The organism is Pseudomonas sp. LB3P93 (assembly GCF_054898025.1).
In genome coordinates this window covers 5,813,642-5,839,144 of the sequence record NZ_CM142713.1, presented here as the reverse complement: position 1 = coordinate 5,839,144, position 25,503 = coordinate 5,813,642, and the positions used below count along the sequence as shown (strand labels likewise).

The 25,503-nt window shown below is 54.9% G+C and carries 32 protein-coding genes; all 32 read left to right on the top strand.

Annotation, left to right across the window (positions count from 1 at the left end):
• Window positions 1-202: 202 nt before the first annotated feature.
• The 32 genes from rpoB to rpsD all read left to right on the top strand — a co-directional run bounded on the left by rpoB (window position 203) and on the right by rpsD (window position 25,485).
• Complete coding sequence (rpoB, locus tag ACYZT8_RS26715; protein WP_028621541.1) at window positions 203-4,276, top strand: DNA-directed RNA polymerase subunit beta; 4,074 nt, start codon at window positions 203-205, stop codon at window positions 4,274-4,276.
• 64 nt (window positions 4,277-4,340) lie between these two features.
• Window positions 4,341-8,540 carry a DNA-directed RNA polymerase subunit beta' gene (gene rpoC / locus ACYZT8_RS26710; protein ID WP_008145492.1) on the top strand — a complete coding sequence of 1,400 codons (4,200 nt, stop codon included), beginning with the start codon at window positions 4,341-4,343 and terminating at the stop codon, window positions 8,538-8,540.
• Between the two features lie 216 nt (window positions 8,541-8,756).
• A complete protein-coding gene (rpsL, locus tag ACYZT8_RS26705) occupies window positions 8,757-9,128 on the top strand; it encodes a 30S ribosomal protein S12 (protein ID WP_002555494.1) in 372 nt (123 codons plus the stop codon).
• Window positions 9,129-9,245: 117 nt separating this feature from the next.
• Entirely contained in the window at window positions 9,246-9,716 is a 471-nt protein-coding gene (gene rpsG, locus ACYZT8_RS26700) for a 30S ribosomal protein S7 (protein WP_002555493.1), read from the top strand.
• 30 nt (window positions 9,717-9,746) lie between these two features.
• Window positions 9,747-11,852, top strand: a complete 2,106-nt coding sequence (fusA, locus tag ACYZT8_RS26695; RefSeq protein ID WP_438662389.1) for an elongation factor G — start codon at window positions 9,747-9,749, stop codon at window positions 11,850-11,852.
• Window positions 11,853-11,883: 31 nt separating this feature from the next.
• Window positions 11,884-13,077: an elongation factor Tu gene (gene tuf, locus ACYZT8_RS26690; RefSeq protein WP_007896660.1), complete on the top strand. Its 1,194-nt coding sequence runs from the start codon at window positions 11,884-11,886 to the stop codon at window positions 13,075-13,077.
• 156 nt (window positions 13,078-13,233) lie between these two features.
• On the top strand, window positions 13,234-13,545 hold the full coding sequence (gene rpsJ, locus ACYZT8_RS26685; RefSeq protein ID WP_003186070.1) for a 30S ribosomal protein S10: 312 nt from the start codon (window positions 13,234-13,236) through the stop codon (window positions 13,543-13,545).
• 80 nt (window positions 13,546-13,625) lie between these two features.
• Window positions 13,626-14,261, top strand: coding sequence for a 50S ribosomal protein L3 (gene rplC / locus ACYZT8_RS26680; protein WP_003186059.1), 636 nt, complete (start codon window positions 13,626-13,628; stop codon window positions 14,259-14,261).
• A gap of 12 nt (window positions 14,262-14,273) precedes the next feature.
• Complete coding sequence (gene rplD / locus ACYZT8_RS26675; RefSeq protein ID WP_007896707.1) at window positions 14,274-14,876, top strand: 50S ribosomal protein L4; 603 nt, start codon at window positions 14,274-14,276, stop codon at window positions 14,874-14,876.
• The gene (gene rplW / locus ACYZT8_RS26670; protein ID WP_002555488.1) at window positions 14,873-15,172 is read left to right on the top strand and encodes a 50S ribosomal protein L23; all 300 of its coding nucleotides are present in this window, start codon (window positions 14,873-14,875) and stop codon (window positions 15,170-15,172) included. The genes rplD and rplW overlap by 4 nt, the downstream gene beginning before the upstream one ends.
• 14 nt (window positions 15,173-15,186) lie before the next feature.
• Entirely contained in the window at window positions 15,187-16,011 is an 825-nt protein-coding gene (gene rplB / locus ACYZT8_RS26665) for a 50S ribosomal protein L2 (RefSeq protein ID WP_003176423.1), read from the top strand.
• Between the two features lie 16 nt (window positions 16,012-16,027).
• Window positions 16,028-16,303 carry a 30S ribosomal protein S19 gene (gene rpsS / locus ACYZT8_RS26660; protein WP_002555486.1) on the top strand — a complete coding sequence of 92 codons (276 nt, stop codon included), beginning with the start codon at window positions 16,028-16,030 and terminating at the stop codon, window positions 16,301-16,303.
• 13 nt (window positions 16,304-16,316) lie between these two features.
• Complete coding sequence (rplV, locus tag ACYZT8_RS26655; RefSeq protein ID WP_003103908.1) at window positions 16,317-16,649, top strand: 50S ribosomal protein L22; 333 nt, start codon at window positions 16,317-16,319, stop codon at window positions 16,647-16,649.
• A 13-nt stretch (window positions 16,650-16,662) separates the two neighbouring features.
• Window positions 16,663-17,349: a 30S ribosomal protein S3 gene (rpsC, locus tag ACYZT8_RS26650; protein ID WP_003176422.1), complete on the top strand. Its 687-nt coding sequence runs from the start codon at window positions 16,663-16,665 to the stop codon at window positions 17,347-17,349.
• A gap of 12 nt (window positions 17,350-17,361) precedes the next feature.
• Window positions 17,362-17,775 carry a 50S ribosomal protein L16 gene (gene rplP / locus ACYZT8_RS26645; protein ID WP_008145497.1) on the top strand — a complete coding sequence of 138 codons (414 nt, stop codon included), beginning with the start codon at window positions 17,362-17,364 and terminating at the stop codon, window positions 17,773-17,775.
• Complete coding sequence (gene rpmC, locus ACYZT8_RS26640; protein WP_002555481.1) at window positions 17,775-17,966, top strand: 50S ribosomal protein L29; 192 nt, start codon at window positions 17,775-17,777, stop codon at window positions 17,964-17,966. Before rplP ends, rpmC begins: the two co-directional genes overlap by 1 nt.
• 2 nt (window positions 17,967-17,968) lie before the next feature.
• Window positions 17,969-18,235, top strand: coding sequence for a 30S ribosomal protein S17 (gene rpsQ, locus ACYZT8_RS26635; protein WP_003176419.1), 267 nt, complete (start codon window positions 17,969-17,971; stop codon window positions 18,233-18,235).
• Window positions 18,236-18,258: 23 nt separating this feature from the next.
• Window positions 18,259-18,627 (top strand): 50S ribosomal protein L14, encoded by a 369-nt coding sequence (rplN, locus tag ACYZT8_RS26630; RefSeq protein ID WP_002555479.1) that lies wholly within the window; start codon window positions 18,259-18,261, stop codon window positions 18,625-18,627.
• 11 nt (window positions 18,628-18,638) lie between these two features.
• On the top strand, window positions 18,639-18,953 hold the full coding sequence (gene rplX / locus ACYZT8_RS26625) for a 50S ribosomal protein L24 (protein ID WP_003176416.1): 315 nt from the start codon (window positions 18,639-18,641) through the stop codon (window positions 18,951-18,953).
• A gap of 20 nt (window positions 18,954-18,973) precedes the next feature.
• Window positions 18,974-19,513: a 50S ribosomal protein L5 gene (gene rplE, locus ACYZT8_RS26620; RefSeq protein ID WP_003176415.1), complete on the top strand. Its 540-nt coding sequence runs from the start codon at window positions 18,974-18,976 to the stop codon at window positions 19,511-19,513.
• Window positions 19,514-19,526: 13 nt separating this feature from the next.
• Window positions 19,527-19,832 (top strand): 30S ribosomal protein S14, encoded by a 306-nt coding sequence (gene rpsN / locus ACYZT8_RS26615; RefSeq protein WP_003176414.1) that lies wholly within the window; start codon window positions 19,527-19,529, stop codon window positions 19,830-19,832.
• A 209-nt stretch (window positions 19,833-20,041) separates the two neighbouring features.
• Window positions 20,042-20,434: a 30S ribosomal protein S8 gene (gene rpsH / locus ACYZT8_RS26610; RefSeq protein WP_003186040.1), complete on the top strand. Its 393-nt coding sequence runs from the start codon at window positions 20,042-20,044 to the stop codon at window positions 20,432-20,434.
• Window positions 20,435-20,446: 12 nt separating this feature from the next.
• Window positions 20,447-20,980: a 50S ribosomal protein L6 gene (gene rplF, locus ACYZT8_RS26605; protein ID WP_007896774.1), complete on the top strand. Its 534-nt coding sequence runs from the start codon at window positions 20,447-20,449 to the stop codon at window positions 20,978-20,980.
• Window positions 20,981-20,990: 10 nt separating this feature from the next.
• The gene (rplR, locus tag ACYZT8_RS26600) at window positions 20,991-21,341 is read left to right on the top strand and encodes a 50S ribosomal protein L18 (RefSeq protein WP_003186037.1); all 351 of its coding nucleotides are present in this window, start codon (window positions 20,991-20,993) and stop codon (window positions 21,339-21,341) included.
• Between the two features lie 3 nt (window positions 21,342-21,344).
• Window positions 21,345-21,845: a 30S ribosomal protein S5 gene (rpsE, locus tag ACYZT8_RS26595; RefSeq protein ID WP_007943782.1), complete on the top strand. Its 501-nt coding sequence runs from the start codon at window positions 21,345-21,347 to the stop codon at window positions 21,843-21,845.
• A 2-nt stretch (window positions 21,846-21,847) separates the two neighbouring features.
• Window positions 21,848-22,024 (top strand): 50S ribosomal protein L30, encoded by a 177-nt coding sequence (gene rpmD / locus ACYZT8_RS26590; protein WP_003186033.1) that lies wholly within the window; start codon window positions 21,848-21,850, stop codon window positions 22,022-22,024.
• A gap of 3 nt (window positions 22,025-22,027) precedes the next feature.
• Window positions 22,028-22,465 (top strand): 50S ribosomal protein L15, encoded by a 438-nt coding sequence (rplO, locus tag ACYZT8_RS26585; RefSeq protein WP_007896782.1) that lies wholly within the window; start codon window positions 22,028-22,030, stop codon window positions 22,463-22,465.
• Complete coding sequence (gene secY / locus ACYZT8_RS26580) at window positions 22,466-23,794, top strand: preprotein translocase subunit SecY (RefSeq protein ID WP_461977170.1); 1,329 nt, start codon at window positions 22,466-22,468, stop codon at window positions 23,792-23,794.
• Between the two features lie 28 nt (window positions 23,795-23,822).
• The gene (gene rpmJ / locus ACYZT8_RS26575; RefSeq protein WP_002555468.1) at window positions 23,823-23,939 is read left to right on the top strand and encodes a 50S ribosomal protein L36; all 117 of its coding nucleotides are present in this window, start codon (window positions 23,823-23,825) and stop codon (window positions 23,937-23,939) included.
• 130 nt (window positions 23,940-24,069) lie between these two features.
• Window positions 24,070-24,426 (top strand): 30S ribosomal protein S13, encoded by a 357-nt coding sequence (gene rpsM, locus ACYZT8_RS26570; protein WP_003186020.1) that lies wholly within the window; start codon window positions 24,070-24,072, stop codon window positions 24,424-24,426.
• Window positions 24,427-24,456: 30 nt separating this feature from the next.
• The gene (rpsK, locus tag ACYZT8_RS26565) at window positions 24,457-24,846 is read left to right on the top strand and encodes a 30S ribosomal protein S11 (protein ID WP_002555466.1); all 390 of its coding nucleotides are present in this window, start codon (window positions 24,457-24,459) and stop codon (window positions 24,844-24,846) included.
• A gap of 18 nt (window positions 24,847-24,864) precedes the next feature.
• A complete protein-coding gene (gene rpsD, locus ACYZT8_RS26560; RefSeq protein WP_003210056.1) occupies window positions 24,865-25,485 on the top strand; it encodes a 30S ribosomal protein S4 in 621 nt (206 codons plus the stop codon).
• Window positions 25,486-25,503 lie beyond the last annotated feature (18 nt).

Genomic DNA, 25,503 nt, shown 5'->3' with positions numbered 1-25,503 from the left:
CAGCCCGAGCGTTAAGCGAAAGGCTGATGGCTGGTGGCTCTTGCCACCGGCCTTTTTCCGTTATTGGCAGCCGACTGGGTCGGTGCTGGTAACGAGCTGTAACCACCCGATGCGGTGGCGCAAACCATGGGGTTTGCACGATTTTCTGGCTGCTCCCGTCGGGAGGGGCCAAACAAGCAGGTGACCAAGCTGGGGAACGCTGATGGCTTACTCATATACTGAGAAAAAACGTATCCGCAAGGACTTTAGCAAGTTGCCGGACGTCATGGATGTGCCGTACCTCCTGGCCATCCAGCTGGATTCGTATCGTGAATTCTTGCAAGCGGGAGCGACTAAAGATCAGTTCCGCGACGTGGGCCTGCATGCGGCCTTCAAATCCGTTTTCCCGATCATCAGCTACTCCGGCAATGCTGCGCTGGAGTACGTCGGTTATCGCCTGGGCGAACCGGCATTTGATGTCAAAGAATGCGTATTGCGCGGTGTAACTTACGCCGTACCTTTGCGGGTAAAAGTGCGCCTGATCATTTTCGACAAAGAATCGTCGAACAAAGCGATCAAGGACATTAAAGAGCAAGAAGTCTACATGGGTGAAATCCCCCTGATGACTGAGAACGGTACCTTCGTAATCAACGGTACCGAGCGTGTAATCGTTTCCCAGCTGCACCGTTCCCCGGGCGTGTTCTTCGACCACGACCGCGGCAAGACGCATAGCTCCGGCAAACTGCTGTACTCCGCGCGCATCATTCCATACCGCGGTTCGTGGCTGGACTTCGAGTTCGACCCGAAAGACTGCGTATTCGTGCGTATCGACCGTCGTCGCAAGCTGCCTGCATCGGTACTGCTGCGCGCGCTCGGCTATACCACTGAAGAAGTGCTCGACGCGTTCTACACCACCAACGTTTTCCATCTGAGCGGCGAAACCCTCAGTCTGGAACTGATTGCTTCGCGTCTGCGTGGTGAAATCGCTGTTCTGGATATTCAGGACGAGAAGGGCAAGGTCATCGTTGAGGCTGGTCGTCGTATTACTGCGCGCCACATCAACCAGATCGAAAAAGCCGGTCTCAAGACCCTGGAAGTGCCTCTGGACTACGTCCTGGGTCGCACTACCGCCAAGGCCATCGTGCATCCGGCAACCGGCGAAATCCTGGCAGAGTGCAACACCGAGCTGAACACCGAGATCCTGGCAAAAATCGCCAAGTCCCAGGTTGTTCGCATCGAAACTCTGTACACCAACGACATCGACTGCGGTCCATTCGTCTCCGACACGCTGAAGATCGACTCCACCAGCAACCAATTGGAAGCGCTGGTCGAGATCTATCGCATGATGCGTCCAGGCGAGCCGCCAACCAAAGACGCTGCCGAGACTCTGTTCAACAACCTGTTCTTCAGCCCTGAGCGCTATGACCTGTCTGCGGTCGGCCGGATGAAGTTCAACCGTCGTATCGGTCGTACCGAGATCGAAGGTTCGGGCGTGTTGTGCAAAGAAGACATCGTCGCCGTACTGAAGACTCTGGTCGACATCCGTAACGGTAAAGGCATCGTCGATGACATCGATCACCTGGGTAACCGTCGTGTTCGCTGCGTAGGCGAAATGGCCGAGAACCAGTTCCGCGTTGGCCTGGTGCGTGTTGAGCGTGCGGTCAAAGAGCGTCTGTCGATGGCTGAAAGCGAAGGCCTGATGCCGCAAGACCTGATCAACGCCAAGCCAGTGGCTGCGGCGGTGAAAGAGTTCTTCGGTTCCAGCCAGCTTTCCCAGTTCATGGACCAGAACAACCCGCTGTCCGAGATCACCCACAAGCGTCGTGTTTCTGCACTCGGCCCTGGCGGTTTGACTCGTGAGCGTGCTGGCTTTGAAGTTCGTGACGTACACCCGACTCACTACGGTCGTGTATGCCCGATTGAAACGCCGGAAGGTCCGAACATCGGTCTGATCAACTCCCTGGCTGCCTATGCGCGCACCAACCAGTACGGCTTCCTCGAGAGCCCGTACCGTGTGGTGAAAGACGCTCTGGTCACCGACGAGATCGTGTTCCTGTCCGCCATCGAAGAAGCTGATCACGTGATCGCTCAGGCTTCCGCCACGATGAACGACAAGAAAGTCCTGATCGACGAGCTGGTAGCTGTTCGTCACTTGAACGAGTTCACCGTCAAGGCGCCGGAAGATGTCACCTTGATGGACGTATCGCCGAAGCAGGTAGTTTCGGTTGCTGCGTCGCTGATCCCGTTCCTCGAGCACGACGACGCCAACCGTGCGTTGATGGGTTCGAACATGCAGCGTCAAGCTGTACCAACCCTGCGCGCTGACAAGCCGCTGGTCGGTACCGGCATGGAGCGTAACGTAGCCCGTGACTCCGGCGTTTGCGTCGTGGCTCGTCGTGGTGGCGTTATCGATTCCGTCGATGCCAGCCGTATCGTGGTTCGAGTTGCTGATGACGAAGTTGAAACCGGCGAAGCTGGCGTCGACATCTACAACCTGACCAAGTACACCCGCTCCAACCAGAACACCTGCATCAACCAGCGTCCGCTGGTGCGTAAAGGTGATCGGGTTCAGCGCAGCGACATCATGGCTGATGGTCCGTCCACCGATATGGGTGAGCTGGCTCTGGGTCAGAACATGCGCATCGCGTTCATGGCATGGAACGGCTTCAACTTCGAAGACTCCATCTGCCTGTCCGAGCGTGTGGTTCAGGAAGACCGCTTCACCACGATCCACATTCAGGAACTGACCTGTGTGGCGCGTGACACCAAGCTTGGGCCAGAGGAAATCACTGCAGACATCCCGAACGTGGGTGAAGCTGCACTGAACAAGCTGGACGAAGCCGGTATCGTTTATGTAGGTGCTGAAGTAGGCGCAGGCGACATCCTGGTGGGTAAGGTCACTCCGAAAGGCGAGACTCAACTCACTCCGGAAGAAAAACTGCTGCGTGCCATCTTCGGTGAAAAAGCCAGCGACGTTAAAGACACCTCCCTGCGTGTGCCCACCGGCACCAAGGGTACCGTCATCGACGTACAGGTCTTCACCCGCGACGGCGTTGAGCGTGATGCTCGTGCACTGTCGATCGAGAAGACTCAACTCGACGAGATCCGCAAGGATCTGAACGAAGAGTTCCGTATCGTTGAAGGCGCCACTTTCGAACGTCTGCGTTCCGCTCTGGTCGGCCATAAAGCCGAAGGCGGCGCCGGTCTGAAGAAAGGTCAGGAGATCACCGACGAAGTTCTCGACGGTCTTGAGCATGGTCAGTGGTTCAAACTGCGCATGGCTGAAGATGCTCTGAACGAGCAGCTCGAGAAGGCTCAGGCCTACATCGTTGATCGCCGCCGTCTGCTGGACGACAAGTTCGAAGACAAGAAGCGCAAACTGCAGCAGGGCGATGACCTGGCTCCAGGCGTGCTGAAAATCGTCAAGGTTTACCTGGCAATCCGTCGCCGCATCCAGCCGGGCGACAAGATGGCCGGTCGTCACGGTAACAAAGGTGTGGTCTCCGTGATCATGCCGGTTGAAGACATGCCGCACGATGCCAATGGCACCCCGGTCGACGTCGTCCTCAACCCGTTGGGCGTACCTTCGCGTATGAACGTTGGTCAGATCCTTGAAACCCACCTGGGCCTCGCGGCTAAAGGTCTGGGCGAGAAGATCAACCGGATGATCGAAGAGCAGCGCAAAGTCGCTGAGCTTCGTAAATTCCTCGACGAGATCTACAACCAGATCGGCGGTCGTAACGAAGATCTGGATAGCTTCTCCGACCAGGAAATCCTGGATCTGGCGAAGAACCTGCGTGGCGGCGTTCCAATGGCCACTCCAGTGTTCGACGGTGCCAAGGAAAGCGAAATCAAGGCCATGCTGAAACTGGCAGACCTGCCAGAAAGCGGCCAGATGCAGCTGACCGACGGCCGTACCGGCAACAAGTTCGAGCGCCCGGTTACTGTTGGCTACATGTACATGCTGAAGCTGAACCACTTGGTAGACGACAAGATGCACGCTCGTTCTACCGGTTCGTACAGCCTGGTTACCCAGCAGCCGCTGGGTGGTAAGGCGCAGTTCGGTGGTCAGCGTTTCGGGGAGATGGAGGTCTGGGCACTGGAAGCATACGGTGCTGCTTACACTCTGCAAGAAATGCTCACAGTGAAGTCGGACGATGTGAACGGCCGTACCAAGATGTACAAAAACATCGTGGATGGCGATCACCGTATGGAGCCGGGCATGCCCGAGTCCTTCAACGTGTTGATCAAGGAAATTCGTTCCCTCGGCATCGATATCGATCTGGAAACCGAATAACACGTGACGCGAATCGAGAGCGGGGCAGGATTGCCCGCTCTCTGCTCCGCCAGGAGGAAAGGCCTTGAAAGACCTACTGAATTTGCTGAAAAACCAGGGTCAAGTCGAAGAGTTCGACGCCATCCGTATTGGATTGGCATCGCCTGAGATGATCCGTTCGTGGTCGTTCGGTGAAGTTAAAAAGCCGGAAACCATTAACTACCGTACGTTCAAACCTGAACGTGACGGCCTGTTCTGCGCCAAGATCTTTGGCCCGGTAAAGGATTACGAGTGCCTGTGCGGTAAGTACAAGCGCTTGAAGCACCGTGGTGTGATCTGCGAGAAGTGCGGCGTTGAAGTCGCGCTGGCTAAAGTTCGTCGTGAGCGCATGGCGCACATCGAACTGGCCTCGCCAGTTGCCCACATCTGGTTCCTGAAATCGCTGCCGTCGCGTATCGGCTTGCTGATGGACATGACCCTGCGTGATATCGAACGCGTTCTCTACTTCGAGAGCTATGTCGTTATCGACCCAGGCATGACCACCCTTGAAAAAGGTCAGCTGCTGAACGACGAGCAATACTTCGAAGCGCTGGAAGAGTTCGGCGACGATTTCGATGCCCGCATGGGTGCCGAAGCTGTCCGTGAACTGCTGCACGCTATCGACCTGGAACACGAGATTGGCCGTCTGCGTGAAGAAATTCCGCAAACCAACTCCGAAACCAAGATCAAGAAGCTGTCCAAGCGTCTGAAGTTGATGGAAGCCTTCCAGGGTTCCGGCAACCTTCCAGAATGGATGGTGCTGACCGTTCTGCCGGTTCTGCCGCCAGATCTGCGTCCACTGGTCCCGCTGGATGGCGGTCGCTTCGCGACTTCCGACCTCAACGATCTGTATCGTCGAGTGATCAACCGTAACAACCGCTTGAAGCGTCTGCTCGATCTGTCCGCTCCGGACATCATCGTGCGCAACGAAAAGCGTATGTTGCAGGAAGCCGTCGATGCACTGCTCGACAACGGCCGTCGTGGCCGCGCTATCACCGGTTCGAACAAGCGTCCTCTGAAATCCCTGGCTGACATGATCAAGGGTAAGCAAGGTCGTTTCCGTCAGAACTTGCTCGGTAAGCGTGTTGACTACTCCGGTCGTTCGGTAATTACCGTAGGTCCGACCCTGCGTTTGCATCAGTGCGGTCTGCCGAAGAAAATGGCCCTCGAGCTGTTCAAACCGTTCATTTTCGGCAAGCTGGAAATGCGTGGTCTCGCGACCACCATCAAAGCTGCCAAGAAGATGGTCGAGCGCGAGCTGCCGGAAGTTTGGGACGTTCTAGCTGAAGTGATCCGTGAACACCCGGTTCTCCTCAACCGTGCGCCGACCCTTCACCGTCTGGGTATCCAGGCATTTGAACCAGTACTGATCGAAGGTAAGGCTATCCAGCTGCACCCTCTGGTCTGTGCCGCGTACAACGCCGACTTCGACGGCGACCAAATGGCCGTGCACGTACCGCTGACACTGGAAGCCCAGTTGGAAGCGCGTGCGTTGATGATGTCGACCAACAACATTCTGTCGCCAGCCAACGGTGAGCCAATCATCGTTCCGTCGCAGGACGTTGTATTGGGTCTGTACTACATGACTCGTGAAGCGATCAACGCCAAGGGCGAAGGTCGTGTGTTCGCGGATCTGCAAGAAGTTGACCGTGTGTTCCGTGCCGGCGAAGCCGCACTGCACGCTAAAGTCAAAGTGCGGATCAACGAAACCGTCAACGATCGTGATGGTGGCAGCGTCAAGAACACCCGTATCGTCGACACCACTGTCGGCCGTGCGCTGTTGTTCCAGGTTGTTCCACCTGGCCTGTCGTACGACGTCGTCAACCAGCCGATGAAGAAAAAGGCGATCTCCAAGCTGATCAACCAGTGCTACCGCGTGGTTGGTTTGAAAGAGACCGTGATCTTCGCTGACCAGTTGATGTACACCGGTTTTGCCTATTCGACCATTTCCGGCGTCTCCATCGGTGTTAACGACTTCGTTATCCCGGATGAAAAAGCCCGCATCATCAATGCTGCTACTGATGAAGTGAAAGAGATCGAAAGTCAGTACGCTTCCGGCCTGGTAACCCAGGGCGAGAAGTACAACAAAGTGATCGACCTTTGGTCCAAGGCGAACGACGAAGTTTCCAAGGCGATGATGGCCAACCTCTCGAAAGAGAAAGTCATCGACCGCCATGGCGTCGAAGTCGACCAGGAATCCTTCAACTCGATGTACATGATGGCCGACTCGGGCGCACGGGGTTCTGCTGCGCAGATCCGTCAGCTCGCCGGTATGCGTGGCCTGATGGCCAAGCCGGACGGCTCCATCATCGAAACGCCGATTACTGCGAACTTCCGTGAAGGTTTGAGCGTACTTCAGTACTTCATCTCCACTCACGGTGCTCGTAAAGGTTTGGCGGATACCGCGTTGAAAACTGCGAACTCCGGTTACCTGACTCGTCGTCTGGTAGACGTAGCGCAGGATCTGGTTGTGACCGAGATCGATTGCGGCACCGAACATGGCCTGGTAATGACTCCGCACATTGAAGGCGGTGACGTTGTTGAGCCATTGGGTGAGCGCGTATTGGGTCGAGTCATTGCCCGTGACGTGTTTAAACCTGGTACCGAAGAAATCATCGTTCCTGCCGGTACGCTGGTAGACGAGAAGTGGGTCGAGTTCATCGAGCTGAACAGCATCGACGAAGTGATCGTGCGTTCGCCGATCAGCTGCGAAACCCGCTACGGCATTTGCGCCAAGTGCTACGGCCGTGATTTGGCTCGTGGTCACCAGGTCAACATCGGTGAAGCGGTCGGCGTTATCGCTGCCCAGTCCATCGGTGAGCCGGGTACCCAGCTGACCATGCGTACGTTCCACATCGGTGGTGCGGCTAGCCGGACCTCCGCAGCTGACAGCGTTCAGGTGAAGAATGGCGGTACCGTCCGTCTGCATAACCTGAAGCACGTTGAGCGAGTGGATGGTTGCCTGGTTGCTGTGTCCCGTTCCGGTGAGCTGGCGATCGCTGATGACTTCGGTCGTGAGCGTGAGCGTTACAAGCTGCCGTACGGTGCTGTGATTTCGGTTAAAGAAGGTGACAAGGTCGACGCTGGCGCAATCGTGGCCAAGTGGGATCCGCACACTCACCCAATCGTTACCGAAATGAAAGGTACCGTGACCTACGTGGGCATGGAAGAAGGCATCACGATCAAGCGTCAGACTGACGAATTGACCGGTATGACCAACATTGAAGTACTCGACGCCAAAGACCGTCCAGCTGCCGGTAAAGATATCCGTCCTGCTGTGAAGATGGTTGATGACAACGGCAAGGATCTGTTGCTGCCAGGCACTGACGTTATCGCTCAGTACTTCCTGCCAGCCAACGCCCTGGTCGGTGTTGCGGATGGTGCGAAGATTGCGATCGGTGATGTTATCGCTCGTATCCCGCAAGAGACTTCGAAGACCCGTGACATCACTGGTGGTCTGCCACGTGTTGCCGACTTGTTCGAAGCACGTCGTCCGAAAGAAGCCTCGATTCTGGCTGAAGTCAGCGGCACCATCGCGTTCGGTAAAGAGACCAAAGGCAAGCGCCGTCTGGTTATCACCCCGAACGACGGTACTGATCCGTACGAAGAGCTGATTCCGAAGTGGCGTCACCTGAACGTCTTCGAAGGCGAACAGGTAAACCGCGGCGAAGTTATCTCCGACGGCCCGAGCGATCCACACGACATCCTGCGTCTGCTGGGTGTAAGTGCGCTGGCCAAGTACATCGTGAACGAGATCCAGGACGTTTACCGTCTGCAAGGCGTGAAGATCAACGACAAGCACATCGAGACCATTCTGCGTCAGATGTTGCGTAAGGTTGAAATCGCTGAATCTGGCGACTCGACTTTCATCAAGGGCGACCAGATGGAATTGACTCACGTTCTGGTAGAGAACGAGCGTCTGGCTGGCGACGAGAAATTCGTTTCCAAGTTCACTCGCGTGCTTTTGGGTATCACCAAGGCGTCGTTGTCCACCGAATCGTTCATCTCGGCGGCTTCCTTCCAGGAAACCACTCGCGTACTGACCGAAGCGGCGGTAACCGGCAAGCGCGATTACCTGCGCGGCCTGAAAGAAAACGTGGTCGTGGGTCGTCTGATCCCGGCCGGTACCGGTCTGGCTTATCACAGCGAGCGCAAGCGTCGCCGTGATGCTGACAAGCCGTTGCGCGTAAGCGCCAGTGAAGTGGAAGCTGCACTGACCGAAGCGCTGAACTCGAGCGGTAACTGAGTTCTGCGATAAATGAGCGTAAGGCCCTGGCCGTTCCGTTCATCGAATCGAGACAATTTGTCGAGGTTGGATGAGCGGGGAGGTCGGGGCCTTGCCTTGACTGGGGGCAAGATCCTCTTTAGACTCTTGTACCCCTAAATTTGGCGGGAATTCGTTCCTGCCATTTTGCTTTTCTTGCAAGACAATAGCGTCGCAAGACAACAGTGGAGCTAGTAGATGGCAACTATCAACCAGCTGGTACGTCAGCCGCGTAAGCGTATCGTCGAGAAATCCGACGTACCTGCGCTGCAGAACTGCCCGCAACGTCGTGGCGTATGCACCCGTGTGTATACCACCACGCCGAAAAAACCTAACTCGGCACTGCGTAAAGTATGCCGTGTGCGTCTGACCAACGGTTTCGAGGTTTCCTCGTACATCGGCGGTGAAGGCCACAACCTGCAAGAACACAGCGTGGTACTGATCCGCGGCGGTCGTGTAAAAGACTTGCCAGGTGTTCGTTACCACACCGTTCGCGGCTCTTTGGATACTTCCGGCGTTAAAGGTCGTAACCAAGGTCGTTCGAAGTACGGTACCAAGAAGCCTAAGTAGTAGCGGCTTTTTGTAAAACTGATTTTCTATTTTTCTGAGTCGATAAGAGTAAGGTCGGAGGCGTCCCGAAAGGGCACCGATTCCGAGCGAACCTGAAGACCGTTTGAGGGCTTATCCATGCCAAGAAGACGCGTAGCAGCCAAGCGCGAAGTGCTTGACGATCCAAAATACGGCAGCCAGATCCTGGCCAAGTTCATGAACCACGTGATGGAAAGCGGCAAGAAAGCCGTTGCCGAGCGTATCGTTTATGGCGCGCTGGAAAAGGTTAAAGAACGCAAGAACAGCGATCCCCTGGAAATCTTCGAGAAAGCTCTCGACGCCATCGCTCCGCTGGTCGAAGTAAAGTCGCGCCGTGTAGGCGGTGCTACTTACCAGGTTCCGGTCGAAGTTCGTCCGTCCCGTCGTAACGCTCTGGCAATGCGCTGGTTGGTAGACTTCGCCCGTAAGCGCGGCGAGAAGTCTATGGCTCTGCGTTTGGCTGGCGAACTGTTGGACGCCGCTGAAGGCAAAGGTGCTGCAGTTAAGAAGCGTGAAGACGTGCACCGTATGGCTGAAGCCAACAAGGCTTTCTCGCACTACCGCTTCTAATTTTAGCGTCACTAATTTTGCGAGGGCTTTATGGCTCGTACAACACCGATTAACCGCTACCGTAACATTGGTATCGTTGCTCACGTGGATGCTGGTAAAACCACCACCACCGAGCGCGTCCTTTTTTACACTGGCAAAAGTCACAAAATGGGCGAGGTGCATGACGGCGCCGCGACCACAGACTGGATGGTTCAGGAGCAGGAGCGTGGTATTACCATTACTTCTGCTGCCATTACCGCCTTCTGGCAGGGTTCCGAGAAGCAGCACAAGGACCAATACCGCTTCAACGTCATCGACACTCCGGGCCACGTTGACTTCACTATTGAAGTTGAACGTTCCCTGCGTGTTCTCGACGGCGCGGTCGTTGTGTTCTGCGGCACCTCGGGTGTTGAGCCTCAGTCGGAAACCGTATGGCGTCAAGCCAACAAATACGGCGTTCCACGTCTTGTTTACGTAAACAAGATGGACCGTGCTGGTGCAAACTTCCTGCGAGTGATCGGTCAGATCAAGCAGCGTCTGGGTCACACCCCGGTTCCAATCCAGTTGGCTATCGGTTCCGAAGACAACTTCCAGGGTCAGATCGATCTGATGTCCATGGAAGCTGTTTACTGGAATGACGCTGACAAAGGCATGGTCCCAGTTCGCAAGCCTATCCCTGCTGAGCTGCAGGAACTGGCTGACGAGTGGCGCGGTAACATGGTTGAGGCTGCGGCCGAAGCCAGCGAAGAGCTGATGAACAAGTACCTCGAAGGTGAAGAACTCACCAACGCGGAAATCAAGGCCGCTCTGCGTCAGCGTACTATCGCTGGTGAGATCGTTCTGGCTGTTTGCGGTTCTTCCTTCAAGAACAAGGGCGTTCCCCTGGTTCTCGACGCCGTTATCGACTACCTGCCTGCGCCTGTTGATATTCCTGCCATCAAGGGTACTGACCCGGATGACGAGACTATCGATCTGGAGCGTCATGCGGATGACAACGAACCGTTCTCCGCTCTGGCATTCAAAATTGCCACCGACCCATTCGTGGGTACCTTGACCTTTGTTCGAGTTTACTCGGGCGTGTTGGCCTCCGGCGACGGCGTGATCAACTCGGTTAAAGGCAAGAAAGAGCGCGTGGGTCGTATGGTGCAAATGCACGCAAACGCCCGTGAAGAAATCAAGGAAGTACGCGCTGGTGACATCGCGGCCTTGATCGGCATGAAGGACGTCACCACTGGTGAGACTTTGTGCAACGCTGACAAGCCAATCATCCTGGTTCGCATGGATTTCCCGGAGCCGGTTATCTCGGTTGCCGTAGAGCCTAAGACCAAGGATGACCAGGAAAAAATGGGTATCGCTCTGGGCAAACTTGCTCAGGAAGACCCTTCTTTCCGCGTCAAGACTGATGAAGAGACTGGTCAAACGATCATCTCCGGCATGGGCGAGTTGCACTTGGACATCCTGGTTGACCGGATGCGCCGTGAGTTCAACGTCGAAGCCAACATCGGTAAGCCTCAAGTTTCGTACCGTGAGCGCATCACGAAGAGCTGCGAAATCGAAGGCAAGTTCGTTCGTCAGTCCGGCGGTCGTGGCCAGTTCGGTCATTGCTGGATTCGTTTTGCTCCTGCTGACGAAGGTCAGGAAGGTCTGCAATTCCTGAACGAAGTAGTGGGTGGTGTGGTTCCTAAGGAATACATCCCGGCTATCCAGAAGGGTATCGAAGAGCAGATGAAGAACGGCGTTGTTGCCGGCTATCCGCTGATCGGCCTGAAGGCTACCGTGTTTGATGGTTCCTACCATGACGTCGACTCCAACGAGATGGCGTTTAAGGTGGCTGCTTCCATGGCGACCAAGCAACTGGCCCAGAAGGGCGGTGGTGAGTTGCTCGAGCCGATCATGGCGGTAGAGGTTGTTACACCTGAAGACTATATGGGTGACGTGATGGGCGACCTTAACCGTCGTCGCGGCATGATCCTGGGTATGGAAGACACGGTCTCCGGCAAAGTAATTCGTGCCGAAGTTCCGCTGGGCGAGATGTTCGGTTATGCAACTGACGTCCGTTCCATGTCCCAAGGTCGCGCAAGCTACTCTATGGAATTCAAAAAATACAATACGGCTCCGTCGCACATCGTCGAAACCGTTACCAAAAAACAAGGCTGATTCAGCCCCTTTAGGCTAGGAGTTAATTGTCGTGGCTAAAGAAAAATTTGACCGTACCCTCCCGCACGTCAACGTTGGCACCATCGGTCACGTCGACCACGGTAAAACCACGCTGACCGCTGCTCTGACTCGCGTCTGCTCCGAAGTTTTCGGTTCGGCCGTTGTTGCTTTCGACAAGATCGACAGCGCTCCGGAAGAAAAGGCTCGTGGTATCACCATCAACACCGCGCACGTTGAATACAACTCGCTGATCCGTCACTACGCTCACGTTGACTGCCCAGGTCACGCTGACTATGTGAAGAACATGATCACCGGTGCTGCTCAGATGGACGGCGCTATCCTGGTTTGCTCGGCCGCTGATGGTCCGATGCCACAAACCCGTGAGCACATCCTGCTGTCCCGTCAGGTTGGCGTTCCGTACATCGTTGTCTTCCTGAACAAGGCTGACATGGTTGACGACGCTGAGCTGCTGGAACTGGTTGAGATGGAAGTGCGCGATCTGCTGAGCACTTACGACTTCCCAGGCGACGACACTCCGATCATCATCGGTTCCGCTCTGATGGCTCTGAACGGCCAAGACGACAACGAAATGGGCACCACTGCCGTTCGTAAACTGGTTGAGACTCTGGACAGCTACATTCCAGATCCAGTCCGTGTTATCGACAAGCCGTTCCTGATGCCAATCGAAGACGTATTCTCGATCTCCGGTCGCGGTACTGTTGTAACTGGCCGTATCGAGCGCGGTATCGTCAAGGTTCAGGATCCACTGGAAATCGTTGGTCTGCGTGACACTACCGTCACCACCTGCACCGGTGTTGAAATGTTCCGTAAGCTGCTCGACGAAGGTCGTGCTGGCGAGAACTGCGGCGTTCTGCTGCGTGGCACCAAGCGTGACGACGTTGAGCGTGGCCAGGTTCTGGTTAAGCCAGGTTCGGTTAAGCCGCACACCAAGTTCGAAGCTGAAGTCTACGTTCTGAGCAAAGAAGAAGGCGGCCGTCACACTCCGTTCTTCAAAGGCTACCGTCCACAGTTCTACTTCCGTACTACTGACGTGACTGGTAACTGCGAGCTGCCGGAAGGCGTTGAAATGGTAATGCCAGGCGACAACATCAAAATGGTTGTCACCCTGATCAAAACCATCGCAATGGAAGACGGTCTGCGTTTCGCTATCCGTGAAGGCGGTCGTACCGTCGGCGCTGGCGTCGTAGCCAAAATCATCGAGTAAGCTCTTTTTGAGTAAGCTTTGATGAATTGAAAAAGCCCCCGCTTAGCGGGGGCTTTTTTATTGGGTTGACACCTATATGGGGCGTCTATAGAATTGCGCCTCCTTTTAACGGGCGTATTGCGCTCGGTGGGAATAGCAGCCGGAGTCTGAAATCCAATGCAAAATCAGCAAATCCGTATCAGGTTGAAGGCTTTTGACCATCGCCTGATCGACCAATCCACCCAGGAAATCGTGGAAACCGCGAAACGTACTGGTGCTCAAGTGCGTGGTCCAATTCCACTGCCTACCCGTAAAGAGCGGTTCACCGTTCTGGTCTCCCCGCACGTCAACAAAGACGCGCGTGACCAGTACGAGATCCGTACTCATAAGCGCGTTCTGGACATCGTCCAGCCAACGGATAAAACCGTTGATGCTCTTATGAAGCTTGATCTTGCGGCCGGTGTGGAAGTGCAGATCAGCCTCGGCTAAGACTCGGTCTTAGTCGTGTAACGCTCTGAAATGGGCGGCCATAGCGGGTGAAAGCCCCGTACACTCATGAGGTTTACAACATGACTATTGGTGTAGTCGGTCGTAAATGCGGTATGACCCGTATTTTCACCGAAGAAGGTGTCTCCATTCCGGTCACGGTCATTGAGATCGAGCCGAATCGCGTCACCCAGTTCAAAACTGAAGAAACCGATGGCTATCGTGCAGTGCAAGTCACTGTAGGCGAGCGTCGTGCTTCGCGTGTTACAGCTGCTCAAGCTGGCCACTTCGCTAAAGCGAACGTTGCCGCTGGTCGTACCGTAATGGAATTCCGCCTTGAAGAAGGCGAGTACCAGGCTGGCGATCTGATCAACGCTGAAATCTTCGCCGCTGGTCAACTGGTTGATGTAACCGGTCAGTCCAAGGGTAAAGGCTTCCAGGGTACGATCAAGCGTTGGAACTTCCGCGGGCAAGATAATACCCACGGTAACTCCGTGTCCCACCGCGTTCCAGGCTCTATCGGCCAGTGCCAGACTCCTGGTCGTGTATTCAAGGGCAAAAAAATGTCCGGTCATATGGGCGCTGAGCGCGTGACCGTGCAGTCCCTCGAAGTAGTGCGCGTGGACGCTGAACGCAATCTGTTGTTGGTCAAGGGCGCTGTTCCTGGCGCTACTGGCGGCAACTTGGTTGTACGTCCAGCAGCCAAGGCTCGCGGTTAAGGGGAAGCTGACATGCAATTAAATGTAAATGACGCTCAAGCGATCGAAGTTTCCGAACTGACATTTGGCGGCGAATTCAACGAGACGCTGGTTCACCAAGCAGTCGTGGCCTACATGGCCGGCGGCCGTCAAGGTAGCAAGCAGCAAAAGACCCGTTCCGACGTTCGTGGTGGCGGTAAGCGCCCATGGCGTCAGAAAGGTACTGGCCGTGCTCGTGCCGGTACTATCCGTAGCCCAATCTGGCGTGGCGGCGGTACCACTTTCGCAGCTCGTCCTCAGGATCACACCCAGAAGCTGAACAAGAAGATGTATCGCGCAGCAATGCGTTCCATCCTTGCTGAGCTGGTGCGTACTGATCGTCTGGTTGTGGTTCAGGACTTCGCTGTTGATGCACCGAAGACCAAAGATCTGCTGAACAAACTGACCGGCATGGGCCTGACTGACGTCTTGATCGTGTCTGAAGTAGTTGATCAGAACCTGTACCTGGCTGCTCGCAACCTGCCACACGTTGATGTACGTGACGTGCAAGGTTCCGATCCAGTTAGTCTGATCGCATACGACAAGGTGTTGATCACCGTGTCGGCCGTGAAGAAATTCGAGGAGCTGCTGGGATGAACCAGGAACGCGTATTTAAAGTTCTGCTTGGCCCGCACGTTTCCGAGAAGGCTACGGTTCTGGCTGACAAGAAAGGCCAGTTCGTTTTCAAGGTTGCAACTGACGCAACCAAGCTGGAAATCAAGAAGGCCGTCGAAAGCCTGTTCAGCGTGAAAGTAGAGCGTGTTACTACCCTGAATGTTCTGGGTAAGAGCAAGCGCACTGCTCGCGGTCTGGGCAAGCGTAATGACTGGAAGAAGGCAGTTATCTCCCTTCAGCCAGGCCAAGATCTCGATTTCAGCAGCAGTGCTGAGTAAGGAAGGGGTGCATCATGGCAATCGTTAAATGCAAACCGACTTCCCCTGGCCGCCGTTTTGTGGTCAAGGTGGTCAACCAGGAGCTGCATAAAGGCGCTCCTCACGCACCGCTGCTCGAGAAAAAATCGAAGACTGGTGGTCGTAACAACAATGGTCGCATTACCACTCGTCACATCGGTGGTGGCCATAAGCAGCATTATCGTCTGGTCGATTTCCGTCGCAACGACAAAGATGGCATCTCTGCCACTGTCGAGCGTATTGAATACGATCCAAACCGTACTGCTCACATCGCTCTGCTGCTGTACGCAGATGGCGAGCGTCGCTACATCATCGCCCCTAAAGGCGTGAGTGCTGGTGACCAGCTGATCGCAGGTGCTTTGGCGCCGATCAAGCCGGGCAACGCTCTGCAACTGCGTAACATTCCAGTTGGTAGCACCGTACACGGCATCGAATTGAAGCCAGGTAAAGGCGCGCAAATCGCTCGTTCCGCTGGTGCTTCGGCTCAGCTGATCGCTCGTGAAGGTGTCTACGTGACCCTGCGTCTGCGTTCTGGTGAGATGCGTAAAGTGCTGGCTGAATGCCGCGCGACCCTGGGTGAAGTCTCGAACTCCGAGCACAGCCTGCGTTCGCTGGGTAAAGCTGGTGCCAAACGCTGGCGTGGCGTTCGCCCAACCGTTCGTGGTGTTGCCATGAACCCGGTTGACCACCCACATGGTGGTGGTGAAGGTCGTACCTCTGGTGGTCGTCATCCGGTATCGCCATGGGGCTTCCCGACTAAGGGCGCGAAGACTCGTGGTAATAAGCGTACCGACAAAATGATCGTCCGTCGTCGCAAGTAAATAGAGGGATACGACAGTGCCACGTTCTCTGAAAAAAGGTCCTTTTATTGATCTTCACCTACTGAAGAAGATCGAAGTGGCGGCGGAAAAGAACGATCGCAAACCAGTTAAGACCTGGTCGCGCCGTTCCATGATCCTGCCACAAATGGTCGGTTTGACCATTGCTGTGCATAACGGTCGTCAACATGTTCCAGTTCTCGTGAACGAAGACATGGTCGGCCACAAACTAGGCGAGTTTGCCGGTACCCGCACATATCGTGGGCACGTGGCAGACAAGAAAGCCAAGCGTTAAGGGGTAAGGAACGATGGAAGTAGCCGCTAAGTTGTCGGGCGCTCGAATCTCCGCCCAGAAAGCCCGCTTGGTCGCCGACCAGATCCGCGGGAAGAAGGTGGGCGAAGCGCTCAACCTGTTGGCTTTCAGCAGTAAGAAAGCCGCCGAGATCATGAAGAAAGTGCTGGAGTCGGCCGTAGCCAACGCCGAGCATAACGAAGGCGCAGACGTTGATGACCTTAAAGTCAGCACCGTTTTCGTCAACGAAGGGCGTTCGCTGAAGCGAATCATGCCACGTGCCAAAGGCCGTGCTGATCGCATCGTCAAGCGGTCTTGCCATATCACTGTCAAGGTTGCTGACAAGTAACGGAGTCGAAGAGATGGGTCAGAAAGTACATCCCATTGGCATTCGCCTGGGAATCGTCAAGGAGCACACCTCCGTCTGGTACGCAGACGGTCGGACTTATGCGGACTATTTGTTCGCTGATCTGAAGGTGCGCGAGTATCTCCAAGACAAACTAAAAAGCGCGTCCGTAAGCCGTATCGATATCCATCGTCCGGCTCAAACTGCACGTATCACCATCCACACCGCTCGTCCAGGTATCGTTATCGGGAAGAAAGGTGAAGATGTTGAGAAACTGCGTCAGGACCTGACCAAGCAAATGGGTGTGCCTGTGCACATCAATATCGAAGAGATCCGCAAGCCGGAGCTCGACGGTATGCTGGTTGCGCAGAGCGTAGCTCAGCAGCTGGAGCGTCGTGTAATGTTCCGTCGCGCTATGAAGCGCGCTGTTCAGAACGCCATGCGCATTGGTGCCAAAGGCATCAAAATCCAAGTGAGCGGTCGTCTCGGCGGTGCTGAAATCGCACGTACTGAATGGTATCGCGAAGGTCGTGTGCCACTGCACACCCTGCGTGCCGACATCGACTATGCCAACTACGAAGCTCACACCACTTACGGTGTGATCGGTGTAAAGGTTTGGATCTTCAAAGGCGAAGTAATTGGTGGTCGCCAAGAAGAACTGAAACCACAAGCACCAGCGCCTCGTAAAAAAGCTGCTAAGTAAGGGGTACGCCAAATGTTGCAACCAAAGCGTACGAAGTTCCGCAAGCAGATGACAGGCCACAACCGTGGTCTGGCTCAGCGCGGTAGCAAAGTCAGCTTCGGCGAGTTCGCGCTGAAGTCTGTAGCTCGTGGTCGTCTCACCGCTCGTCAGATCGAGTCAGCGCGTCGCGCTCTGACCCGTCACGTTAAACGTGGCGGCAAGATCTGGATCCGTGTATTCCCGGACAAGCCTATTTCCAAAAAGCCACTCGAAGTTCGGATGGGTAAAGGTAAGGGTAGTGTGGAGTACTGGGTTGCCCAGATTCAGCCAGGCAAAGTCCTGTATGAAATCGAGGGTGTTACTGAAGAGCTGGCGCGTGAGGCTTTTGCCCTGGCTGCTGCAAAGCTGCCGCTCGCCACCGCCTTTGTTAAACGGACGGTGATGTGATGAAAGCGAATGAACTTCGTGAAAAATCCGCACAGCAGCTGAACGAGCAACTGCTCGGCTTGCTGCGCGACCAGTTCAATCTGCGTATGCAGAAAGCAACTGGCCAGTTGGGGCAGTCTCATCTGCTCTCGCAAGTTAAGCGTGACATCGCTCGCGTGAAGACTGTGCTCAACCAGCAGGCAGGTAAGTAATCATGGCTGAAGCCGAAAAAACTGTCCGTACGCTGACTGGCCGTGTTGTCAGCGACAAGATGGACAAAACCATCACCGTTCTGATCGAGCGTCGCGTTAAGCACCCGATCTACGGTAAATACGTTAAGCGTTCGACTAAGCTGCACGCGCACGACGAAACCAATCAGTGCCACATCGGCGACAAAGTCACTATTCGTGAAACTCGTCCTTTGGCCAAGACCAAGTCTTGGGCGCTGGTTGATGTTCTCGAACGCGCTGTGGAAGTCTAAGGACTAGGGGTCGGAGAAATTATATGATTCAGACTCAATCCATGCTCGATGTGGCCGATAACAGCGGCGCTCGCCGCGTTATGTGCATCAAGGTGCTGGGTGGCTCCCATCGTCGTTACGCTGGTATCGGTGACATCATCAAAGTTACCGTGAAGGAAGCAATTCCTCGCGGTAAAGTGAAAAAAGGCCAAGTGATGACTGCTGTTGTAGTCCGCACTCGTCACGGCGTACGTCGTGCTGATGGCTCCATTATCCGCTTTGATGGCAACGCTGCTGTTCTTCTGAACAACAAGCAAGAGCCGATCGGCACCCGTATCTTTGGGCCAGTGACCCGTGAACTTCGTACTGAGAAGTTCATGAAGATCGTCTCGCTCGCCCCAGAAGTGCTGTAAGGAGATCCGACATGCAAAAGATTCGTCGTGACGACGAGATCATCGTGATCGCCGGCAAAGACAAAGGTAAGCGCGGTAAGGTGCTTAAGGTTCTCGCTAATAACCGTCTGGTTATTGGTGGTCTGAACCTGGTTAAGCGTCATACCAAGCCTAACCCGATGTCGGGCGTACAAGGCGGTATCGTCGAAAAAGAAGCTCCACTGGACGCTTCTAACGTCGCCATTTTCAACGGCGAAACCAACAAGGCTGATCGCGTTGGTTTCAAAGTAGAAGACGGCAAGAAAATTCGTGTCTTCAAGTCGACCCAAAAAGCGGTTGATGCTTGAACACTGCTAGGTAGAAGACCATGGCACGACTAAAAGAGATTTACTGGAAGGAAATCGCACCGAAGCTTAAGGAAGAACTTAAGCTTTCGAACGTGATGGAAGTTCCACGCGTTACCAAAATCACCCTGAACATGGGTCTGGGCGAAGCGGTCGGTGACAAAAAAGTCATCGAGCACGCTGTTGCCGACCTGGAAAAGATCACCGGTCAGAAAGTCGTTGTGACTTACGCTCGGAAATCCATCGCTGGCTTTAAAGTCCGTGAAGGTTGGCCGATCGGCGTCAAAGTGACTCTGCGCCGTGAGCGTATGTACGAATTCCTGGATCGTCTGCTGTCGATCTCCCTGCCTCGGGTTCGCGACTTCCGCGGCCTGAATGCCAAGTCCTTCGATGGTCGTGGTAACTACAGCATGGGCGTTAAAGAGCAGATCATCTTCCCGGAAATCGACTACGACAAGATCGATGCTCTCCGCGGTCTGGACATTACCCTGACCACCACTGCCAAGAACGATGATGAAGGTCGCGCGCTGCTGCGTGCTTTCAAATTCCCGTTCCGCAACTGATTGGAGTAGGAAAATGGCCAAGATGAGCATGAAAAACCGCGAGCTGAAGCGTCAGCTCACGGTTGCCAAGTACGCCAAAAAGCGTGCAGCACTGAAAGCTATCATCGTTGATCTGAACGCAAGTCCAGAAGCGCGTTGGGAAGCTACAGTAGCTCTGCAGAAGCAGCCACGTGACGCAAGCGCTTCGCGCATGCGTAACCGCTGCCGCCTGACCGGTCGTCCACACGGCGTTTACCGCAAGTTCGGCCTCGGCCGTAACAAATTGCGTGAAGCTGCAATGCGTGGTGACGTACCTGGTCTGGTTAAAGCCAGCTGGTAAGCACTATCAAAGTCTCGGTGCTCGGGATCGCAAGATCCTGACCATCGGTGACCTTGAACTTGAATCAAGCCCCTTTTGGGGCTTGATTCATTTGTGGGGTGTGTCTAGAATACCCGGCTCGCCTGAGCCCGTGCTTTTTCCGCGCGGATGTCCTCGGCGACACGTAGTAGCCGCAAGGCTAATTTTTTTGTATTAGGAGCGTCTAGCCCATGAGTATGCAGGACCCGTTAGCGGACATGCTAACTCGAATCCGTAATGCCCAGATGGCTGAAAAGTCCGTCGTAAGCATGCCATCTTCTACTTTGAAGGTAGCTGTTGCCAAAGTCCTGAAGGACGAAGGTTACATTGCGGGTTATCAGATCAGCAGCGAAATCAAGCCACTGCTGTCCATCGAGCTGAAGTACTTCGAAGGCCGTCCGGTCATCGAGGAAGTGAAGCGCGTTAGCCGTCCAGGCCTGCGTCAGTACAAGTCCGTCGATGATCTGCCAAAAGTTCGTGGCGGTCTCGGTGTGTCTATCGTCTCCACCAACAAAGGTGTGATGACGGATCGTGCTGCGCGCGCTGCCGGTGTCGGCGGCGAAGTTCTTTGCACTGTGTTCTAAGGGGGGATAAGCATGTCACGCGTCGCTAAGAACCCCGTTAAGCTGCCAGCCGGTGTCGAAGTAAAATTCGCAGGCCAACAGCTTTCGGTGAAGGGTGCCAAGGGCACTCTCGAACTGAACATCCATTCGTCCGTTGAGATCGTTGAAGAAGCTGGTGAGCTGCGTTTCGCTGCTCGCAATGGCGATCAACAAACTCGCGCAATGGCTGGTACCACTCGTGCGTTGGTAAACAACATGGTCCAAGGCGTAAGCCAAGGCTTCGAGCGTAAGCTCCAGCTGGTCGGTGTTGGTTACAAAGCGCAAGCAAAAGGCACAGTGCTGAACCTGGCTCTTGGCTTCTCGCACCCAGTGGATTATGAACTGCCGGAAGGCATCACCGCTGAGACTCCTAGCCAAACCGACATCCTGATCCGGGGTATCGATAAGCAGCTGGTAGGTCAAGTGGCCGCCGAGATCCGCGACTTCCGTCCACCAGAGCCGTACAAAGGCAAAGGTGTGCGCTACGCGGACGAAGTCGTCCGTCGTAAAGAAGCCAAGAAGAAGTAGGGCATAGCAAATGACCGACAAAAAAGTTACTCGACTGCGTCGCGCTCGCAAAGCACGCCTGAAAATGCACGAACTCGAAGTCGTGCGTCTCTGCGTGTTCCGCTCGTCGCAGCACATCTACGCCCAGGTCATTTCGGCCGACGGCAACAAAGTTCTGGCATCTGCCTCGACTTTGGATAAAGAACTGCGTGATGGCGCCACTGGCAACATCGACGCGGCCACTAAGGTTGGCCAGCTGGTCGCTACGCGTGCTAAAGCCGCTGGTGTCTCGCAGGTGGCTTTCGACCGCTCTGGCTTCAAGTACCACGGCCGCGTCAAGGCGCTGGCTGATGCTGCTCGTGAAGCTGGGCTGGAGTTCTAAGTTATGTCAAATAACGACCAAAAGCGCGACGAAGGCTACATTGAGAAGCTGGTTCAAGTTAACCGCGTAGCCAAAACCGTTAAAGGCGGCCGTATCTTCACTTTCACCGCGTTGACCGTGGTTGGTGATGGTAAAGGGCGTGTTGGCTTCGGCCGTGGCAAGTCACGTGAAGTGCCTGCTGCGATCCAGAAGGCAATGGAAGCTGCTCGTCGCAACATGATCCAAGTTGATCTGAACGGCACCACTCTGCAGTACGCAATGAAGTCCGGTCACGGCGCTTCGAAGGTGTACATGCAGCCTGCTTCTGAAGGTACCGGTATCATCGCTGGCGGCGCTATGCGTGCTGTCCTCGAAGTTGCTGGCGTTCAGAACGTTCTGGCCAAGTGCTACGGCTCGACTAACCCGGTAAACGTGGTTCACGCCACTTTTAAAGGTTTGAAAGCTATGCAATCTCCTGAATCCATTGCCGCCAAGCGTGGCAAAAGCGTCAAGGAGATCTTCTGATCATGGCTACCGTTAAAGTTACGCTGATCAAAAGCATGACCGGCCGCATCCCTAACCACAAACTGTGCGTTAAGGGTCTGGGTCTGCGTCGCATCGGTCACACTGTAGAAGTACTTGATACTCCCGAGAATCGCGGGATGATCAACAAGGCTTACTACATGCTGCGTGTCGAGGGTTAATCGATGAAACTCAATGATCTGAGTCCAGCGCCGGGTTCCCGTCGCGAAAAGCATCGTCCGGGCCGTGGTATCGGTAGTGGTTTGGGCAAGACCGGTGGCCGTGGCCACAAAGGTCAATCCTCCCGCTCCGGTGGCACCATTGCTCCAGGCTTTGAAGGCGGTCAACAGCCGCTGCATCGTCGCCTGCCGAAATTCGGTTTCGTTTCCCTGAAGGCCATGGATCGCGCAGAAGTGCGTCTGTCCGAGCTGGCTAAAGTGGAAGGCGACATCGTCACCGTGCAGTCCCTGAAAGATGCCAACGTGATCAACGTCAACGTACAGCGTGTGAAAATCATGCTGTCCGGCGAAGTTACTCGCGCTGTGACCATCGGAAAGGGAATCGGCGCCACCAAAGGTGCGCGTGCGGCTATCGAAGCAGCTGGCGGCAAGTTCGAGGAATAAATGGCTAAGCAAGGTGCTCTCTCTGCGCTCGGCAAAGGCGGTATGTCTGAACTCTGGGCTCGTCTGCGTTTTCTGTTCCTGGCGATTATCGTCTACCGAATAGGCGCACACATCCCGGTTCCAGGTATCAACCCGGACCGACTCGCGGACCTGTTTCGACAGAATGAGGGGACCATTCTTAGCTTGTTCAACATGTTTTCCGGCGGCGCGCTGGAGCGGATGAGCATCTTTGCACTGGGGATCATGCCGTACATCTCGGCATCGATCATCATGCAACTGATGACAGCCGTCAGCCCGCAGCTGGAACAGTTGAAGAAGGAAGGTGAAGCTGGGCGTCGCAAGATTGCTCAGTACACCCGCTACGGCACTGTCGTCCTCGCTCTTGTTCAGGCAATTGGCATGTCCATTGGTCTGGCAGGGCAGGGCGTTGCGTTCACTGGTGACTTTGGCTTCCATTTCGTCGCGGTATCCACGTTTGTGGCTGGTGCGATGTTCATGATGTGGCTGGGTGAGCAGATTACTGAGCGTGGTGTTGGCAACGGTATCTCGATGTTGATTTTCGCAGGTATCGTAGCCGGTCTTCCGAGAGCGATCGGGCAGTCTTTCGAGTCTGCGCGTCAGGGTGATATCAACATTTTTGCCCTGGTTGCCATCGGTTTGCTGGCAGTAGCGATTATCGGTTTCGTGGTGTTCATTGAGCGTGGTCAGCGTCGTATTGCTGTTCATTACGCCAAGCGTCAGCAGGGCCGTAAGGTCTTTGCTGCGCAGACTAGCCACTTGCCGTTGAAGGTGAACATGGCCGGTGTTATTCCGGCCATTTTCGCGAGCAGCATTTTGCTGTTCCCGGCTTCGTTGGGTACCTGGTTCGGTCAGTCTGAAGGTATGGGCTGGCTGCAGGACATCTCGCAGTCGATCGCTCCTGGTCAGCCGTTGAATATTCTGCTGTTTAGTGCAGGGATTATTTTCTTCTGCTTCTTCTATACGGCGTTGATGTTCAATCCGAAAGACGTAGCGGAAAACCTGAAGAAGTCCGGTGCCTTTATTCCGGGCATCCGTCCAGGTGAGCAGTCTGCGCGCTACATTGATGGCGTTCTGACTCGTTTGACCCTGTTCGGTGCTCTATATATGACGGCCGTATGCCTGTTGCCCCAGTTCCTGGTGGTTGCAGCAAACGTTCCGTTCTACCTTGGCGGGACCTCGTTGCTGATCGTCGTCGTGGTTGTGATGGACTTCATGTCCCAAGTACAATCGCACCTCGTTTCGCACCAGTACGAATCCCTGATGAAGAAAGCCAGCCTGAAGGGTTACGGCAGCGGCATGTTGCGCTGAGGTACCCATAAGGTTCGAGGAGTTGGTGATGAAAGTTCGTGCATCGGTGAAAAAGCTGTGCCGTAACTGCAAGATTATTCGCCGCGAAGGTGTTGTTCGAGTAATTTGCAGCGCGGAACCGCGTCACAAACAGCGCCAAGGCTGAGTGTGATTGTGCTTCAAGCCCGGTAGCTAGTGCGCTACCGGGTTGATTATTTGTTATTACAGCGATATTATCTCGCGCCCTATTTCTTGGCTTCCGGGGCGTAGGTAGCTGTCAATTGGAGTCCCACTGAATGGCCCGTATTGCAGGCGTTAACATTCCAGATAACAAGCATACTGTTATCTCGCTGACCTACATCTATGGTGTTGGTCGCACTACTGCGCAGAAGATCTGTGCAGTGACTGGGGTAAACCCAGCCGCAAAGATCAAGGATCTGAGCGACGAGCAGATTGAACAGCTGCGTGGCGAAGTGGCGAAGTTCACCACTGAAGGTGACCTGCGTCGCGAAATCAACATGAAAATCAAGCGTTTGATGGACCTCGGTTGCTATCGCGGTCTGCGTCATCGTCGTGGTCTTCCAGTACGCGGTCAGCGTACCAAGACTAACGCGCGTACCCGTAAAGGTCCGCGTAAGCCGATCCGCAAGTAATCGCCCCAGCGAATCGACAGGAAATTAATCATGGCTAAACCTGCTGCTCGTCCTCGTAAAAAAGTTAAAAAGACAGTGGTTGATGGCATTGCCCACATCCACGCTTCTTTTAACAACACAATCGTGACCATCACCGACCGTCAAGGCAACGCTCTTTCCTGGGCTACCTCCGGTGGTTCGGGTTTCCGCGGTTCCCGCAAGTCCACCCCGTTTGCTGCTCAAGTAGCTGCTGAACGTGCTGGTCAAGCTGCGCTGGAATACGGTCTGAAAAACCTCGACGTTAACGTCAAAGGTCCAGGCCCAGGTCGTGAATCTGCAGTCCGCGCTTTGAACGGCTGTGGCTACAAGATCGCCAGCATCACCGACGTGACGCCAATCCCGCACAACGGGTGCCGTCCGCCGAAGAAGCGCCGCGTGTAATCCAGGAGATTGTAAAGAATGGCTCGTTACATTGGTCCAAAATGCAAACTCGCTCGTCGCGAAGGCACCGATCTCTTTCTGAAGAGCGGCGTGCGCGCGATCGAATCGAAGTGCAACATCGAAGCAGCACCTGGTATCCACGGCCAACGCCGCGGTCGCCAGTCCGATTACGGCACCCAACTGCGTGAAAAGCAGAAGGTCCGTCGTATCTACGGCGTTCTCGAGCGTCAATTCAGCGGCTACTACAAAGAAGCTGCTGGCAAGAAAGGTGCAACCGGTGAAAACCTGCTGCAACTGCTCGAATGCCGTCTGGACAACGTTGTATACCGTATGGGTTTTGGCTCTACTCGTGCCGAATCCCGTCAGCTGGTATCGCACAAATCCGTCAGCGTTAACGGTCAGACCGTAAACGTACCGTCCTACCAGGTTCGTGCTGGTGACGTGGTCGCGATTCGCGAGAAAGCAAAGAACCAACTTCGCATTGTCCAAGCTCTCGATCTGTGTGCCCAACGTGGCCGCGTAGAATGGGTAGAAGTAGACACTGAGAAGAAGTCGGGCGTTTTCAAGAACGTTCCTGCTCGCAGTGATCTGTCCGCCGACATCAACGAAAGCCTGATTGTCGAGCTCTACTCCAAGTAAGGGCTAGAAAATAGGTGC

What these genes read in the sequence shown, in the direction of transcription:
- rplO (WP_007896782.1), top strand. Translation starts at nt 22,028, where the DNA reads ATGAAACTCAATGATCTGAGTCCAGCGCCGGGTTCCCGTCGCGAAAAG.
- rplP (WP_008145497.1), top strand. Translation starts at nt 17,362, where the DNA reads ATGTTGCAACCAAAGCGTACGAAGTTCCGCAAGCAGATGACAGGCCAC.
- rpsQ (WP_003176419.1), top strand. Translation starts at nt 17,969, where the DNA reads ATGGCTGAAGCCGAAAAAACTGTCCGTACGCTGACTGGCCGTGTTGTC.
- rpsH (WP_003186040.1), top strand. Translation starts at nt 20,042, where the DNA reads ATGAGTATGCAGGACCCGTTAGCGGACATGCTAACTCGAATCCGTAAT.
- rplD (WP_007896707.1), top strand. Translation starts at nt 14,274, where the DNA reads ATGCAATTAAATGTAAATGACGCTCAAGCGATCGAAGTTTCCGAACTG.
- rpsK (WP_002555466.1), top strand. Translation starts at nt 24,457, where the DNA reads ATGGCTAAACCTGCTGCTCGTCCTCGTAAAAAAGTTAAAAAGACAGTG.
- rpmJ (WP_002555468.1), top strand. Translation starts at nt 23,823, where the DNA reads ATGAAAGTTCGTGCATCGGTGAAAAAGCTGTGCCGTAACTGCAAGATT.
- rpmD (WP_003186033.1), top strand. Translation starts at nt 21,848, where the DNA reads ATGGCTACCGTTAAAGTTACGCTGATCAAAAGCATGACCGGCCGCATC.
- rplF (WP_007896774.1), top strand. Translation starts at nt 20,447, where the DNA reads ATGTCACGCGTCGCTAAGAACCCCGTTAAGCTGCCAGCCGGTGTCGAA.
- rplV (WP_003103908.1), top strand. Translation starts at nt 16,317, where the DNA reads ATGGAAGTAGCCGCTAAGTTGTCGGGCGCTCGAATCTCCGCCCAGAAA.
- rplE (WP_003176415.1), top strand. Translation starts at nt 18,974, where the DNA reads ATGGCACGACTAAAAGAGATTTACTGGAAGGAAATCGCACCGAAGCTT.
- rplX (WP_003176416.1), top strand. Translation starts at nt 18,639, where the DNA reads ATGCAAAAGATTCGTCGTGACGACGAGATCATCGTGATCGCCGGCAAA.
- rpoB (WP_028621541.1), top strand. Translation starts at nt 203, where the DNA reads ATGGCTTACTCATATACTGAGAAAAAACGTATCCGCAAGGACTTTAGC.
- rpsE (WP_007943782.1), top strand. Translation starts at nt 21,345, where the DNA reads ATGTCAAATAACGACCAAAAGCGCGACGAAGGCTACATTGAGAAGCTG.
- rpsM (WP_003186020.1), top strand. Translation starts at nt 24,070, where the DNA reads ATGGCCCGTATTGCAGGCGTTAACATTCCAGATAACAAGCATACTGTT.
- rpsL (WP_002555494.1), top strand. Translation starts at nt 8,757, where the DNA reads ATGGCAACTATCAACCAGCTGGTACGTCAGCCGCGTAAGCGTATCGTC.
- rpsJ (WP_003186070.1), top strand. Translation starts at nt 13,234, where the DNA reads ATGCAAAATCAGCAAATCCGTATCAGGTTGAAGGCTTTTGACCATCGC.
- rpsC (WP_003176422.1), top strand. Translation starts at nt 16,663, where the DNA reads ATGGGTCAGAAAGTACATCCCATTGGCATTCGCCTGGGAATCGTCAAG.
- rplB (WP_003176423.1), top strand. Translation starts at nt 15,187, where the DNA reads ATGGCAATCGTTAAATGCAAACCGACTTCCCCTGGCCGCCGTTTTGTG.
- rplC (WP_003186059.1), top strand. Translation starts at nt 13,626, where the DNA reads ATGACTATTGGTGTAGTCGGTCGTAAATGCGGTATGACCCGTATTTTC.
- rplN (WP_002555479.1), top strand. Translation starts at nt 18,259, where the DNA reads ATGATTCAGACTCAATCCATGCTCGATGTGGCCGATAACAGCGGCGCT.
- rpsD (WP_003210056.1), top strand. Translation starts at nt 24,865, where the DNA reads ATGGCTCGTTACATTGGTCCAAAATGCAAACTCGCTCGTCGCGAAGGC.
- rpsN (WP_003176414.1), top strand. Translation starts at nt 19,527, where the DNA reads ATGGCCAAGATGAGCATGAAAAACCGCGAGCTGAAGCGTCAGCTCACG.
- fusA (WP_438662389.1), top strand. Translation starts at nt 9,747, where the DNA reads ATGGCTCGTACAACACCGATTAACCGCTACCGTAACATTGGTATCGTT.
- rpmC (WP_002555481.1), top strand. Translation starts at nt 17,775, where the DNA reads ATGAAAGCGAATGAACTTCGTGAAAAATCCGCACAGCAGCTGAACGAG.
- rplR (WP_003186037.1), top strand. Translation starts at nt 20,991, where the DNA reads ATGACCGACAAAAAAGTTACTCGACTGCGTCGCGCTCGCAAAGCACGC.
- rplW (WP_002555488.1), top strand. Translation starts at nt 14,873, where the DNA reads ATGAACCAGGAACGCGTATTTAAAGTTCTGCTTGGCCCGCACGTTTCC.
- rpsG (WP_002555493.1), top strand. Translation starts at nt 9,246, where the DNA reads ATGCCAAGAAGACGCGTAGCAGCCAAGCGCGAAGTGCTTGACGATCCA.
- secY (WP_461977170.1), top strand. Translation starts at nt 22,466, where the DNA reads ATGGCTAAGCAAGGTGCTCTCTCTGCGCTCGGCAAAGGCGGTATGTCT.